The sequence below is a fragment of the Dickeya chrysanthemi NCPPB 402 genome (genome assembly GCF_000406105.1).
Lineage (GTDB): Bacteria > Pseudomonadota > Gammaproteobacteria > Enterobacterales > Enterobacteriaceae > Dickeya > Dickeya chrysanthemi.
Window position 1 is genome coordinate 3,944,624 of the sequence record NZ_CM001974.1, and the last position, 12,790, is coordinate 3,957,413.

A 12,790-nucleotide genomic window follows, 5' to 3' on the forward strand; every position below is an offset into this window, starting at 1 on the left:
TAAAAAATAGCGTCAGGGTACTATAGTTTGCGACCTGTCGCTACAATGTACACCTCACGGGACCGGGCTCGCGAGGCATCTGGCTTACGAATCTTTACCGTCGTAAACAAGGAGCGAATCTCACGCAGATACTCATCGAAGCCCACTCCCTGAAATACTTTCACTACGAAACTGCCACCTGGCGCTAATATATCCCGACACATCTCCAGTGCAAGTTCGACCAGATACATGGCACGGGGAATATCCACCGCCGGCGTACCGCTCATGTTCGGGGCCATGTCGGACATAACCACCTGAACCTTGTCGTCTCCAACCCGTTCCAACAGGGCTTTGAGCACTAATTCATCACGAAAGTCCCCTTGAAGGAAATCGACTCCGACAATAGGATCCATCGGTAAAATATCGCACGCAATGATGCGGCCTTTTCCACCAATCTGGCTGACGACATACTGAGACCACCCACCAGGCGCCGCCCCCAGATCCACCACCGTCATGCCGGGCTTGAACAGCTTATCTGTCTGCTGTATCTCATCAAGTTTAAACCAAGCGCGCGAGCGAAGCCCTTTTTTCTGCGCCTGCTGTACATATTTATCGCTAAAGTGTTCCTGCAACCAGCGACTGGAACTTGCAGAACGCTTTTTGTTAGCCATCGATTTTCCAACTATGATTTTTTCTAACTACTGTTAATTAAGATGCCCACGACGGACAACACATCTCGACGACAGCCAATCAGTATAGCCGGATTGGTTATAATCATGAGATGGCGGTAGAATGGTCCGCTTTCAATCCTAACCTAAGCAAAAAAGACAATGAATCTGAGTAACAAACAAAAACAGCACCTGAAAGGCCTGGCCCATCCGTTAAAACCCGTCGTCATGCTGGGCAACAACGGCCTCACTGAAGGTGTGCTGGCTGAAATCGAACAAGCTCTGGAACATCACGAACTCATCAAGGTGAAAATCGCCACTGAAGATCGCGAAACCAAAGGGTTGATTGTCGATGCCATTCTGCGCGAAACCGGCTCCAGCAACGTTCAGGTGATCGGCCACACTCTGGTGCTCTATCGTGCGTCAAAAGAACGCAAGATTGTGTTGCCCCGTTAACATTTTCAGTTCAGGTTACCTTGTTTCACAGCAAGGTTCCATGACCCGCTGGTGAGAAAAAAGGCCGATATCGGCCTTTTTCCTTTCTTTACAATCCAGATTGCTCACGGAGATCAGAGGTATACAATCTTCAGAATTTCGTACTCTACCACGCCTCCCGGCGTACTGATCGTAACGACGTCATCTTCCTCTTTACCGATCAAACCACGGGCAATCGGCGAATTAACAGAAATCAGGTTCTGCTTGAAGTCAGCCTCATCATCACCCACGATACGATAGGTTTGCTCTTCTTCGGTATCCAGGTTCATCACCGTCACCGTAGCACCAAAGATCACTCGACCATTGGCCGCCATTTTGGTGACGTCAATAACCTGGGCGTTAGACAGCTTAGCTTCAATTTCCTGAATCCGGCCTTCACAAAACCCCTGCTGCTCGCGAGCAGCGTGGTATTCGGCGTTTTCTTTCAAATCGCCGTGCTCACGCGCTTCGGCAATCGCTGCAATAATTTCAGGCCGACGCACCGATTTCAGGAAATCCAGCTCTTCGCGTAACTTTTCAGCACCACGCAACGTCATCGGAAATTGTTTCATATCGTCACTACCTCTAAAAAATCCGTACGGCTCACGTTACCGTCATCCTGACGCGATAAAATCACCTGCGACGGAATGTTTCCATGCCAGTGCACCTGACAATTTAAACAAAAATAGCCTTGCCCGGAACATTCCTTCCAGGCCAGACGCGTTTTTGCATTTTGATACGCATTTTACCCCAGAGTTCCACCAGGGTCATCGTTTACTTTATCCCTTGATGCGCCGTAGTATGACCACCACGTTACCCTGTACTTAATTGAGATTATGCGTTTTTTATCGACTCTGACCGGTTTTGCCTGTGCAGTTGCCTTACACGCCAACGCCGCCCCGATTGATGAGTACACCAAATATCTGCCAGATGGGGCCAATCTGGCACTGGTGGTGCAAAAAATCGGCGCATCTACTCCAACAGTCGATTACCACAGCCAGCAAATGGCGCTCCCTGCCAGTACGCAGAAAGTCATCACGGCACTGGCAGCATTGCTGCAGTTGGGGCCGAATTACCGCTTTATTACGACGATGGAAAGCAACGGAAGCATCGCCGGCGGGGTATTACGCGGTAACCTGGCGGTACGCTTCAGCGGCGATCCTTCGCTGAAACGCCAGCAGTTGCGTAATATGGTACAAGAACTGAAAAAGCGAGGAATCCGAGAAATCAGTGGTGACATCCTGATAGATACCTCCGTATTCGCCAGCCATGACAAAGCGCCCGGTTGGCCCTGGAACGATATGACTCAGTGTTTCAGCGCACCGCCCGCCGCCGCGATTGTCGATAAAAACTGTTTCTCCATTTCGCTCTATAGTGCGCCAAAAGCCGGTGACAACGCCTTCATTCGTGTAGCGTCCTATTATCCGGTACACATGTTCAGTGAAGTCCGTACGTTGCCGAAAGACTCGCCTGACGCCCAATATTGCGAACTGGACGTCGTGCCCGGTGAACTCAGCCGTTTCACCGTCACCGGTTGCCTGACGCAACGGGCTGAACCACTACCCCTGGCGTTTGCCATTCAGGATGGTGCCAGCTATGCCGGGGCCATCGTAAAAGACGAATTGCAACAGGCGGATATCCGAGTCGCCGGCAGCCTACGGCGCCAGTCATTACCGAGCGCCTCCGGCACGGTACTGGCACAAACCGAATCGGAGCCGCTACATGAACTGTTGACCACCATGTTAAAGAAATCGGACAACATGATTGCCGATACCGTTTTCCGCACCATCGGACATGAGCGTTTCAAGGTTCCCGGCACCTGGCGCGCCGGTGCTGATGCCGTACGTCAAATCCTGCGTCAGAAAGCGGGAATCGATCTGGGCAACACCATCATCGTTGATGGCTCTGGGCTGTCCAGGCACAACCTGATCGCTCCCGCAACCATGATGCAGGTTCTGCAATACATTGCCCAACACGATAATGAATTGAATTACATAAAGATGCTGCCGCTGGCTGGCTATGACGGCACCTTACGCTATCGTGCAGGCCTGCACGAAGCAGGACTGGATGGCAAGGTCTCAGCCAAAACCGGTGCGTTGCAAGGGGTATATAATCTGGCTGGATTCATCACTACCGCCAGTGGTCAGCGCATGGCTTTCGTGCAATATCTTTCCGGCTACGCCGTACCGCCGGAAGATCAAAAAGAACGGCGAATTCCGTTAGTCCGTTTTGAAAGCCGTGTTTACAAAGATATCTACCAGAACAACTAATTCGGACAATAAAAAAATCCCTTATCTGCCAAAGCAGATAAGGGAAACATGTACAACTAACAAGCAAATTTTTCGACTATCGGCCGGATAACCGATGCAAGATCAACGCTGATAAACAATTTCGACGCCTTCGTCGTCATCTTCATCCCAATCGTCATCCCACTCTTCTTCGGCTTCGGCCTGAACGGCTTCCAACTGCTCCCGGTGGTAGTCATCCCACATAAAGTCCACTTTTTCAGGCGCTTTGTTCTCTACTTCGGCCAACGCTTTCGGCTGAGTATTGAGGAAATTCATGACATCCCAACACAGGGCATTCACCCCTTCACGGTTGGCTGCCGAAATCAGATAATACTTGCCTTCCCAACCCAGCGCGGCGGCAATTGCCTTCGCACGGTTTTCCGCCTCGCCTTTCTCCAGCAGGTCGACTTTGTTGAATACCAGCCAGCGTGGTTTTTCCGCCAGAGACGCGCTGTATTGCTGCAATTCATTGACGATCACTTTGGCGTTTTCGATCGGATCGGATTCATCGATCGGCGCCAGATCGATCAGGTGCAGCAGCACGCGACAACGCTCCAGATGCTTCAGGAAACGGATCCCGAGCCCGGCACCTTCGGATGCGCCTTCAATCAATCCTGGAATGTCCGCCACGACAAAGCTTTTCTCGCTGTCCATACGTACGACGCCCAGGCTCGGCACCAACGTAGTAAACGGATAGTCCGCTACCTTCGGCTTGGCTGCGGATACCGCGCGGATAAAGGTCGATTTCCCGGCATTCGGCAACCCTAACATGCCTACATCCGCCAGCAGCAGCAACTCCAGCAGCAACTCGCGTTCTTCGCCCGGCGTACCGTTGGTTTTCTGCCGCGGCGCACGATTCACAGAGGATTTGAAACGGGTATTACCCAACCCGTGCCATCCGCCTTTGGCGACCATCAGTTTCTGCTGATTACGGGTCATATCACCCAGCACTTCGCCGGTGCTTTTATCCAGTATACGCGTGCCGACCGGCACTTTAATGGTGATATCTTTGCCGCGTTTGCCGGTGCAATCACGACTTTGGCCATTCTGCCCGCGTTCGGCACGGAAGCTTTTCTCAAAACGATAGTCAATCAGGGTATTGAGGTTTTCATCCGCCAGCAGGTAGACATCGCCACCATCGCCGCCGTCACCACCATCAGGCCCACCGTTGGGAATATATTTTTCACGACGGAAGCTGACACAGCCGTTGCCACCGTCACCCGCCACAACCAGAATGGTGGCTTCATCTACAAACTTCATGAACTATCTCCGCAAAAAACCAATAGAGAATGACCGACGCGTTTGAATAATTTATTGGTTCTCTTTGGCTCAACGAATTGGATTGATGACAGATAACCACAGTATGTCACCTGCCACTGAAAAACCGACGCATCAGAACCGTTTCGATAAAAGGGCGCTGATTGTACCTGCTTGGCGAAAGGATTTCACCTGTATTAAAAATAATCAGGCCCTATCTGCTTTTCCCCGCCTTCCAACCATACCTGACGTCTGCTGTTTCATACCTGTGGATATTTGCTACGTTTTGCTGCGATTAATCGATGTCCAATCGCGGCAAACATCGCTCCCGCTACGACCACAAAAGATCCGACATATCCCAATAAATTCAGCGATGGTGCAGCAAATAGCGATGGCCAGGCTAATGACAGCAAATCAGAGAAGAACAGCGTAAACAACGGCGTCAGCGTAATAATGGTACTCACCTGCGCAGCTTGCCAGCGCGCCATCGCTTCCGCCAATGCGCCGTAACCAACCAGCGTATTCGCACCGCAAAACAGCAAACAGGCCAACTGCCAGCCGGTCAGTTGAAACACCGCCTCAGGTTTAGCCAGCGGCGTAATAAACAACACACAAAGCGTGTATAACAGAAACAGTAATTGTTGTGAGGTGAGTCGGCGCAACAATACCTTTTGTGCTACGCCATAAGCCACCCATACGGTGGATGCCGCCACACCCAGCAAAATCCCGAAGGTGTAATCCGTCAGACGAGTAAAAAGCTCTATCAGGCTATTGTTGAAAAACATCAATAACCCACAGATAAGCACTACGGCACCGATTACCTGATTCAGTCGCATCTTCTCTTTGAGAATAACGACGCTGGCAACCATCAACCCCACCGTCGACAACTGCCCGATTACCTGTGACGCGGTAGGACTAAGGTATTGCAACGAGGAGCTGAACAGCACGAAATTACCCAATAATCCACCGGTCGCTACCAGCAACAGAATCCACCAACGCTGGTGATCGAACATCTGTGGCTTTGGCAACGCACCTCTGCTGTACAAAAAAATGCCCAACCCGGCGGACGCAATCAAAAAGCGATACCAGACGATGGTATAAGGCTCCATCGCTACCAGAACCTGTTTCATCGCGATTGGCAGCGCTCCCCAGCATATGGCGGTGGTCAGCGCCAGACAAAACCCGATGCCAGCATTCTGTTTCATCCCTTCACCCGTTCTTTTTATTGATTTTTATCGTGCAATCTAAATGTAAAAAGCCCCGCAACAAGTTGCAGGGCTTTATGATTCAACCTGATACCGAAAAATTACTCAGCAACGATGCTGATATATTTACGGTTGTTCGGGCCTTTTACTTCGAATTTAACTTTACCGTCAGACAGTGCAAACAGGGTGTGGTCTTTACCACAGCCTACGTTGCTGCCTGCGTGGAATTTGGTGCCACGCTGACGAACGATGATGCTGCCAGCCAGAACCGATTCACCGCCAAAGCGTTTTACACCAAGACGTTTACTTTCTGAGTCACGGCCGTTACGAGTAGAACCGCCAGCTTTTTTGTGTGCCATTAATCCGCTCTCCTAAAACTTAAGCGCTGATGCCGGTGATTTTCACGTCAGTGAACCACTGACGGTGGCCAGCCTGCTTACGGTAGTGTTTACGGCGACGAAACTTAACGATTTTAACTTTCTCGCCACGGCCGTGAGCAACAACTTCAGCCTTGATTTTGCCGCCTTCGACGAAAGGAACGCCGATCTTGACATCTTCACCATTGGCAACCATCAGAACCTGGTCAAACTCAACAGCTTCACCGGTTGCGATGTCCAGCTTTTCCAAGCGAACGGTCTGGCCTTCGCTTACTCGGTGTTGTTTACCACCACTTTGGAAAACTGCGTACATATAAAACTCCGCTTTCCGCGTGCTTCTTTGAATAATGTGAAGCGCGCTATAAATATTCACAATAGGGCGCGAATTCTACGCAAAAAACCTACTGATGACAAGCGCAGAATCAATCAATGTGAAGAAAAAGGATACAACCTATGAACTGCCGTTTATCTACGCCGTTTTTCAAGTACAATCAGGCCTAACGTTCCCTTTTCCGTGCCGACACCATCAGTATTTTTACGGCAGAAACAGAAGCAATCAGCTGGCAGAAACAATGAACTTAGAGCAAATCACAGCGTTAAGCGCACAGGATATGGCCGCCGTCAACCAGACCATACTGGATCAGCTCAACTCCGATGTTGTCCTGATCAATCAGTTGGGAAATTACATCATCGGCGGCGGCGGCAAGCGTATTCGTCCGATGATCGCGGTATTGGCCGCTAGAGCGCTGAGCTATCAGGGTGACAAGCACATTACCGTTGCCGCGCTGATTGAATTTATCCACACCGCCACGCTCCTTCACGACGATGTCGTCGACGAAAGCGACATGCGCCGGGGAAAAGCCACGGCGAATGCCGCTTTCGGCAATGCCGCCAGCGTGTTGGTCGGCGACTTTATCTATACCCGCGCCTTTCAGATGATGACCAGCCTGGCTTCGCTGCGCGTTATGTCCGTTATGTCTGACGCCGTTAACGTTATCGCGGAAGGCGAAGTGCTCCAGCTCATGAACTGCAACGATCCGGACATTACCGAAGACAGTTACATGCGGGTGATTTACAGCAAAACGGCCCGTTTATTCGAAGCGGCGGCACAGGCTTCAGCCATTCTGTCGGATGCCAGCAGCGAGCAAGAACTGGCACTGCAGGAGTACGGTCGTTATCTCGGTACCGCTTTCCAGTTGATTGACGATTTGCTCGACTACAGCGCCGACGGCAAAACGCTGGGTAAAAATACCGGGGATGACCTGAACGAAGGCAAACCCACGCTACCATTGCTGCATGCCATGCACCACGGTAATGAAGAACAACGCATCATGATCCGTCAGGCGATTGAACAGGGTAACGGCCGGCACTTGCTGGAACCGGTGTTGGCTGCCATGCAGTCCTGCGGCTCACTTACCTATACACGACAGAGAGCCGAGGAAGAAGCCGATAAAGCCATCACCGCCATTCAGTGCCTGCCGGCCAGCGATTTCCGCACCGCGCTGGAGGGGTTGGCTCATCTCGCGGTGCAACGCGACTTCTAAGTCACTCTTCTTTAATACCGTAGTCCTGATTTTTATATTCCCGCGGCCCGTTTTCCAGACGGGCCAGCATACCCATTGCACCTTCACGCAGAATATGCCCAATCAGCCGGGTGCGTTCTTCCACCGAAAGCTGGTGATAAATCTGTATCCAGGTACTCTCCTGAACATTTGTCGGGGTGACCACAGCATAATCGGGAGATGTTTCCCGCATCAGCGTAGTTTTTACTTCTTCCGGCAGGCTCCAGATAGCGTATTCAACGCCTTTACCCTGAACACCTTTGCGACGTCGCCTTTCCCAGCCATGATCCTTGGCCTTTTTATTCAGCCCCTGACGAGATTTCGGCAACCCTGCCACCCCTAACAATTCATTGGTTGTAAACCAGGTCTTTTCCATCATCGTTCTCCCTTTCATCTCTTTCCTGATACGAATACATAACCAGATGACAAAAACGTCGATTACGTTTCCATATAATAGACTAATTTTATTCAAACCACTAACGCAATAGTGTTAAAAGCCGAATTAATTAGGCGCAGGAAAGCCTTCCAGGAAGAAATCTGACGGAGAAAAGGAGGAAAGCCATTCCACAAAAAGACAATCGGGAATGGCCAGGGCAATTAATCAGAAAAATCTTTTATCAAAGTCACGCTTGCCGGATTGGCAAGACCCAGTTGCTTCAACGTGGAAGACACGCCTTCGCGCATGATATACGCAATCAGTTTTTCCCGTTCAGGAACAGACAACTGATGGTAAATCTGGATCCAGACTGACAACATGTCTGACGGCTTTGCCGAATATTCACCTGACGTTTCCTGCATCAGCAGTGTTTGCTGAACAGACTGAGGCAAGCTATGGATAGAATATTCTACCCCCCTTCCTTGTACACCTTTACGGCGACGCTTTTCCCAACCATCTTCTCGGGCTCGCTTATTCAATCCTTGCCGTGATTTAGGGAGTCCGCCAATACCAACCAATTCGCTGGTCGCAAACCACTCTTTTTTCATGTCCTTTTCATCCCGATAGTGATACTCGTTACCTATTCAGATCCATTTGGAAATTAATTTGGAAATATTAAGGAATATGGTGCTATATTATTTCCAAATAATGGCTTGTGGTTAGCGAAACCATTCACCATTAGCCGTTAGTTATACCATTAATACGCTGTCGTCTTAATAGCAATAAGGGAAGGATTATGAATTCAAGGAAAAATGACTGGCATTCCGCTGATATTATCGCGGCATTGAGAAAGAAAGGGACAACGCTTGCTGCCGTATCGCGCCGTGCCGGTTTGAGCTCTTCCACGCTAGCCAATGCCTTATCACGCCCATGGCCAAAGGGCGAGTGGTTAATCGCCGACGCTCTAGGCATTCATCCATCGGAAATCTGGCCCAGCCGCTATTACGATCCGGAAACACAAGAATTACTCGATCGCAAACGACTGATTCGGCCACCCTCTGATTCGCAACCCGAATAATACTTCCGAAAAAAAAGGCCGGAGAATAAACTCCGGCCTCACCTACAGTGTGTTATTACACAATAGTGATTATTTCTTGTTAACGAACTCTTCGCCCAGCGCAATATCCTGTTTCAGGGTATCTAACATGCTCACCAGAGCCTGCTGTTCAAACGCGCTCAACGCACCAATATCTTTATGCTCGGCGATACCGTTTTTGCCCAGCAGCAGCGGCTGTGCAAAGAAGCGGGCATGCTTACCATCACCTTCCACATAAGCACACTCAACCACACCGCTTTCGCCCTGCAGAGCACGAACCAGCGACAAGCCAAAACGTGCGGCCGCCTGTCCCATGGAAAGGGTTGCTGACCCGCCACCGGCTTTCGCTTCCACAACCTCAGTACCTGCGTTTTGAATACGTTTGGTCAGGTCTGCGACTTCTTGTTCAGTGAAGCTCACACCCGGAATCTGAGACAACAACGGCAGAATAGTAACGCCAGAGTGACCGCCGATAACCGGCACTTCGAGCTCCTGCGGCTGTTTACCTTTCAGTTCAGCAACAAAGGTATTCGAGCGGATAATGTCCAGCGTCGTCACGCCAAACAATTTGTTTTTGTCATAGACCCCTGCCTGTTTCAGCACTTCGGCGGCAATCGCTACCGTGGTATTGACCGGGTTGGTGATAATACCGATACAGGCTTTAGGACAGGTACTGGCAATCTGAGAAACCAGATTACGCACAATGCCCGCGTTAACGTTAAATAAATCGGAACGGTCCATACCCGGCTTACGGGCAACGCCGGCAGACATCAACACAATATCCGCACCTTCCAGAGCTGGAGTTGCATCTTCGCCACTAAAACCTTTGATTTTCACATCGGTGGGAATGTGGCTCAGGTCGACAGCCACACCCGGCGTAACGGGAGCGATATCATAAAGAGAGAGCTCTGAACCTGAAGGAAGCTGTGTTTTGAGGAGAAGGGCAAGGGATTGACCAATACCGCCTGCGGCTCCGAGAACTGCAACTTTCATCCTAAACTCCTTATTATGTTAAGTAAAATTACCGTGGATTCGTTTAGTTAAAAACGTTTTTGCTCGCGAGATAAGCCTGGCACCAAACCTGCTTTCAGAAGGGCACTACATAGGTCCGCTGCGATAACGCACTATGTAATTAATAATAAACTAACAATCTGCCTGATATCTGAAAGATAATTAAAGTAACAGGCGATTGTGGCGTGCCCTGACATAAGCCCACGACTGATTAACGGGTATGTTACATTACACCTGCAAGCAGCCTCCAAACAACATCATTTTGATAACATTTATTTTACTTTTATGTGATGAAGAACACACTTTTCGACACCCCGATAAAGTATTGCCGCCACAAATTTTTTGCCTGATGCATGAAGCCAATAATTCGGTTTCATACGCGCCCATATTGCATAAAAATTCATTTAAATGCATAATCCAGGTATATTTCACTTTTCCCGAATACGGTGCAGAATGCGTAACTCCACTAAACAAGAAGATCTGGTTAAGGCGTTCAAAGCGCTGTTAAAAGAAGAGAAGTTCAGTTCTCAGAGCGAAATTGTGCAGGCGTTGCAGGATGATGGTTTTGACAACATCAACCAGTCCAAAGTGTCCCGTATGTTGACCAAGTTTGGCGCAGTACGCACCCGCAACGCGAAAATGGAAATGGTGTATTGCCTGCCGGCGGAGTTAGGCGTCCCCACTACTACCAGCCCGCTAAAAAATCTGGTGTTGGACGTAGACTACAACGATGCCGTGGTCGTTATTCATACCAGCCCCGGTGCGGCGCAATTGATCGCACGCCTGTTGGACTCACTGGGTAAATCGGAAGGCATTCTCGGCACCATCGCCGGTGATGATACGATTTTTACCACACCAGCCAGGGGGTTCAGCGTCAAGCAATTGTATGAAGCCATACTGGTATTATTTGAACAGGAACTCTGATGTGACTTTCGCCCCGAGAGGTTTCGGGGCGACGGGAGCATTCGGGGCGAAATGAAACAGAGTCAACGCATCATAATGCGGGCAACTCGGCCAGCGGCCAGCGTGGCCGCACGGTGATACCGAGCTCCTCTGTGACTCCTTGGGGAAACCGAACTGCCCCTGCATACGCAATCATCGCGCCATTATCGGTGCAGAACTCAGGACGCGCATAGAACACCTCGCCGCCTCGTTTTGCCATCATATCCGCCAGCCGGTGGCGCAATGTCCGGTTGGCGCTCACACCGCCGGCCATGACCAGCCGGCTAAAACCGGTTTCGTCCAACGCACGTCGACATTTGATGGCCAGCGTATCGACCACGGCATCTTCAAACGCTCGTGCAATATCCGCCTGAGTCTGCGCATCGTTGCCATTTTCACGAATAGTATTGGCTGCAAACGTTTTCAGCCCCGAGAAACTAAAATCCAGCCCCGGTCGATCAGTCATCGGTCGAGGAAAGACAAAACGGTCGGGGCGACCATTCTGGGCCATTTTCGATAACAACGGCCCCCCAGGGTAATCCAGTCCCAGCAATTTAGCTGTTTTATCAAACGCCTCACCGGCGGCATCATCAATGGACTCACCCAGCAATCGGTATTGACCAATCCCGGTAACGCTGATCAACTGCGTATGACCACCGGATACCAGTAATGCGACGAACGGGAAAGCAGGCGGATTATCTTCCAACATCGGCGCTAACAGATGACCTTCCATATGATGAACCGGTATGGCCGGCACATTCCAGGCAAACGCCAGCGAACGTCCGACCGTAGCACCAACCAGTAATGCCCCTACCAGCCCGGGCCCCGCCGTGTAGGCGATCCCGTCAATATCCCCTTGCTGCAAGCCGGCCTCTTTTAACGCCGCCTGAATCAACGGTACGGTCTTGCGAACATGATCGCGGGACGCCAGTTCAGGCACCACGCCGCCATAATCAGCATGCAGTTTCACCTGGCTGTAAAGCTGATTCGCCAGCAGCCCGGCCTGCGTGTCATAAATCGCGATCCCGGTTTCATCACAGGATGTTTCAATACCCAATACGCGCATTGCTGTTTTCACTCTCGGTTACATTGACTTACCGCGGCCTGCCCAGCCGCTTGATTCAGGCGGAGCACAGTCTACCATAAGCTCGCCCGCAGACGAGCGGCCCCGCATCGCACGTTTTATCATCGCTGATGGACTTTACAAAGGCGCCCCGGTTGCAGTAGAATTCCGCACCATTTTGAAAAGGCTGGCACAAGGCCAGCGACAAACCGAATTTACTGAGGTGAGAGGCACATGCCGGTAATTAAAGTACGTGAAAACGAGCCGTTCGACGTCGCTCTGCGTCGTTTCAAGCGTTCCTGCGAAAAAGCAGGTGTTTTAGCTGAAGTTCGTCGTCGTGAGTTCTATGAAAAACCGACTACCGAACGTAAGCGCGCTAAAGCTTCCGCAGTGAAACGTCACGCGAAGAAGCTGGCTCGAGAAAACGCACGCCGCACTCGTCTGTATTAATTTTTTGGGGGTTATCCTCCACCGCGTGATTAATCCGCAGAC

16 protein-coding genes are annotated in these 12,790 nt (G+C 50.6%); 6 read left to right on the forward strand and 10 right to left on the reverse strand.

From position 1 onward, the window contains the following. Positions 1-20 precede the first annotated feature (20 nt). A complete protein-coding gene (rlmE, locus tag DCH402_RS17380) occupies positions 21-650 on the reverse strand; it encodes a 23S rRNA (uridine(2552)-2'-O)-methyltransferase RlmE (protein ID WP_012771130.1) in 630 nt (209 codons plus the stop codon). Between the two features lie 159 nt (positions 651-809). Between rlmE and yhbY the strand changes: the two genes are divergently transcribed. Next, positions 810-1,103 carry a ribosome assembly RNA-binding protein YhbY gene (gene yhbY, locus DCH402_RS17385; RefSeq protein WP_040002469.1) on the forward strand — a complete coding sequence of 98 codons (294 nt, stop codon included), beginning with the start codon at positions 810-812 and terminating at the stop codon, positions 1,101-1,103. A 113-nt stretch (positions 1,104-1,216) separates the two neighbouring features. Here yhbY and greA read toward each other — a convergent pair whose 3' ends face one another. Beyond that, positions 1,217-1,693 (reverse strand): transcription elongation factor GreA, encoded by a 477-nt coding sequence (gene greA / locus DCH402_RS17390; protein WP_040002470.1) that lies wholly within the window; start codon positions 1,691-1,693, stop codon positions 1,217-1,219. 264 nt (positions 1,694-1,957) lie between these two features. Between greA and dacB the strand changes: the two genes are divergently transcribed. After that, positions 1,958-3,391 (forward strand): serine-type D-Ala-D-Ala carboxypeptidase, encoded by a 1,434-nt coding sequence (gene dacB, locus DCH402_RS17395; RefSeq protein ID WP_040002472.1) that lies wholly within the window; start codon positions 1,958-1,960, stop codon positions 3,389-3,391. Positions 3,392-3,493: 102 nt separating this feature from the next. Here dacB and cgtA read toward each other — a convergent pair whose 3' ends face one another. From cgtA to rplU, 4 genes are all read right to left on the reverse strand, one after another. Beyond that, positions 3,494-4,669: an Obg family GTPase CgtA gene (gene cgtA / locus DCH402_RS17400; protein WP_040002474.1), complete on the reverse strand. Its 1,176-nt coding sequence runs from the start codon at positions 4,667-4,669 to the stop codon at positions 3,494-3,496. A gap of 257 nt (positions 4,670-4,926) precedes the next feature. Next, the gene (locus DCH402_RS17405) at positions 4,927-5,871 is read right to left on the reverse strand and encodes a DMT family transporter (RefSeq protein WP_040002475.1); all 945 of its coding nucleotides are present in this window, start codon (positions 5,869-5,871) and stop codon (positions 4,927-4,929) included. Positions 5,872-5,972: 101 nt separating this feature from the next. After that, positions 5,973-6,230, reverse strand: a complete 258-nt coding sequence (gene rpmA / locus DCH402_RS17410) for a 50S ribosomal protein L27 (protein ID WP_012771136.1) — start codon at positions 6,228-6,230, stop codon at positions 5,973-5,975. A gap of 19 nt (positions 6,231-6,249) precedes the next feature. Beyond that, a complete protein-coding gene (gene rplU / locus DCH402_RS17415) occupies positions 6,250-6,561 on the reverse strand; it encodes a 50S ribosomal protein L21 (RefSeq protein ID WP_012771137.1) in 312 nt (103 codons plus the stop codon). A gap of 259 nt (positions 6,562-6,820) precedes the next feature. Here rplU and ispB point away from each other — a divergent pair, with 259 nt between their 5' ends. Next, positions 6,821-7,792 carry an octaprenyl diphosphate synthase gene (ispB, locus tag DCH402_RS17420; RefSeq protein ID WP_040002477.1) on the forward strand — a complete coding sequence of 324 codons (972 nt, stop codon included), beginning with the start codon at positions 6,821-6,823 and terminating at the stop codon, positions 7,790-7,792. A 1-nt stretch (position 7,793) separates the two neighbouring features. Here ispB and DCH402_RS17425 read toward each other — a convergent pair whose 3' ends face one another. Next, the gene (locus tag DCH402_RS17425; RefSeq protein ID WP_033581141.1) at positions 7,794-8,186 is read right to left on the reverse strand and encodes a DNA-binding protein; all 393 of its coding nucleotides are present in this window, start codon (positions 8,184-8,186) and stop codon (positions 7,794-7,796) included. Between the two features lie 221 nt (positions 8,187-8,407). Next, positions 8,408-8,794, reverse strand: a complete 387-nt coding sequence (locus tag DCH402_RS17430; RefSeq protein ID WP_012771140.1) for a DNA-binding protein — start codon at positions 8,792-8,794, stop codon at positions 8,408-8,410. Between the two features lie 188 nt (positions 8,795-8,982). On the opposite strand from DCH402_RS17430, the gene DCH402_RS21690 reads away from it, so the two are divergent. After that, entirely contained in the window at positions 8,983-9,264 is a 282-nt protein-coding gene (locus DCH402_RS21690; protein ID WP_027713127.1) for a helix-turn-helix domain-containing protein, read from the forward strand. A gap of 69 nt (positions 9,265-9,333) precedes the next feature. Here DCH402_RS21690 and mdh read toward each other — a convergent pair whose 3' ends face one another. After that, positions 9,334-10,275 carry a malate dehydrogenase gene (gene mdh, locus DCH402_RS17435; RefSeq protein WP_040002478.1) on the reverse strand — a complete coding sequence of 314 codons (942 nt, stop codon included), beginning with the start codon at positions 10,273-10,275 and terminating at the stop codon, positions 9,334-9,336. A gap of 471 nt (positions 10,276-10,746) precedes the next feature. Between mdh and argR the strand changes: the two genes are divergently transcribed. Then, positions 10,747-11,217 (forward strand): transcriptional regulator ArgR, encoded by a 471-nt coding sequence (gene argR / locus DCH402_RS17440; RefSeq protein ID WP_012771142.1) that lies wholly within the window; start codon positions 10,747-10,749, stop codon positions 11,215-11,217. Positions 11,218-11,287: 70 nt separating this feature from the next. Here argR and tsaD read toward each other — a convergent pair whose 3' ends face one another. Continuing rightward, on the reverse strand, positions 11,288-12,301 hold the full coding sequence (tsaD, locus tag DCH402_RS17445) for a tRNA (adenosine(37)-N6)-threonylcarbamoyltransferase complex transferase subunit TsaD (protein WP_040002480.1): 1,014 nt from the start codon (positions 12,299-12,301) through the stop codon (positions 11,288-11,290). Positions 12,302-12,532: 231 nt separating this feature from the next. Here tsaD and rpsU point away from each other — a divergent pair, with 231 nt between their 5' ends. Then, entirely contained in the window at positions 12,533-12,748 is a 216-nt protein-coding gene (gene rpsU, locus DCH402_RS17450) for a 30S ribosomal protein S21 (RefSeq protein ID WP_001144069.1), read from the forward strand. The last annotated feature ends 42 nt before the right edge of the window (positions 12,749-12,790 follow it).

Excerpts from the sequence above, each read along its gene's own strand:
- DCH402_RS17425 (WP_033581141.1), bottom strand. The coding sequence starts at position 8,186 with ATGGAAAAGACCTGGTTTACAACCAATGAATTGTTAGGGGTGGCAGGG.
- DCH402_RS17430 (WP_012771140.1), bottom strand. The coding sequence starts at position 8,794 with ATGAAAAAAGAGTGGTTTGCGACCAGCGAATTGGTTGGTATTGGCGGA.
- rplU (WP_012771137.1), bottom strand. The coding sequence starts at position 6,561 with ATGTACGCAGTTTTCCAAAGTGGTGGTAAACAACACCGAGTAAGCGAA.
- rlmE (WP_012771130.1), bottom strand. The coding sequence starts at position 650 with ATGGCTAACAAAAAGCGTTCTGCAAGTTCCAGTCGCTGGTTGCAGGAA.
- rpmA (WP_012771136.1), bottom strand. The coding sequence starts at position 6,230 with ATGGCACACAAAAAAGCTGGCGGTTCTACTCGTAACGGCCGTGACTCA.
- mdh (WP_040002478.1), bottom strand. The coding sequence starts at position 10,275 with ATGAAAGTTGCAGTTCTCGGAGCCGCAGGCGGTATTGGTCAATCCCTT.
- DCH402_RS17405 (WP_040002475.1), bottom strand. The coding sequence starts at position 5,871 with ATGAAACAGAATGCTGGCATCGGGTTTTGTCTGGCGCTGACCACCGCC.
- dacB (WP_040002472.1), top strand. The coding sequence starts at position 1,958 with ATGCGTTTTTTATCGACTCTGACCGGTTTTGCCTGTGCAGTTGCCTTA.
- rpsU (WP_001144069.1), top strand. The coding sequence starts at position 12,533 with ATGCCGGTAATTAAAGTACGTGAAAACGAGCCGTTCGACGTCGCTCTG.
- cgtA (WP_040002474.1), bottom strand. The coding sequence starts at position 4,669 with ATGAAGTTTGTAGATGAAGCCACCATTCTGGTTGTGGCGGGTGACGGT.
- greA (WP_040002470.1), bottom strand. The coding sequence starts at position 1,693 with ATGAAACAATTTCCGATGACGTTGCGTGGTGCTGAAAAGTTACGCGAA.
- ispB (WP_040002477.1), top strand. The coding sequence starts at position 6,821 with ATGAACTTAGAGCAAATCACAGCGTTAAGCGCACAGGATATGGCCGCC.
- yhbY (WP_040002469.1), top strand. The coding sequence starts at position 810 with ATGAATCTGAGTAACAAACAAAAACAGCACCTGAAAGGCCTGGCCCAT.
- tsaD (WP_040002480.1), bottom strand. The coding sequence starts at position 12,301 with ATGCGCGTATTGGGTATTGAAACATCCTGTGATGAAACCGGGATCGCG.
- argR (WP_012771142.1), top strand. The coding sequence starts at position 10,747 with ATGCGTAACTCCACTAAACAAGAAGATCTGGTTAAGGCGTTCAAAGCG.
- DCH402_RS21690 (WP_027713127.1), top strand. The coding sequence starts at position 8,983 with ATGAATTCAAGGAAAAATGACTGGCATTCCGCTGATATTATCGCGGCA.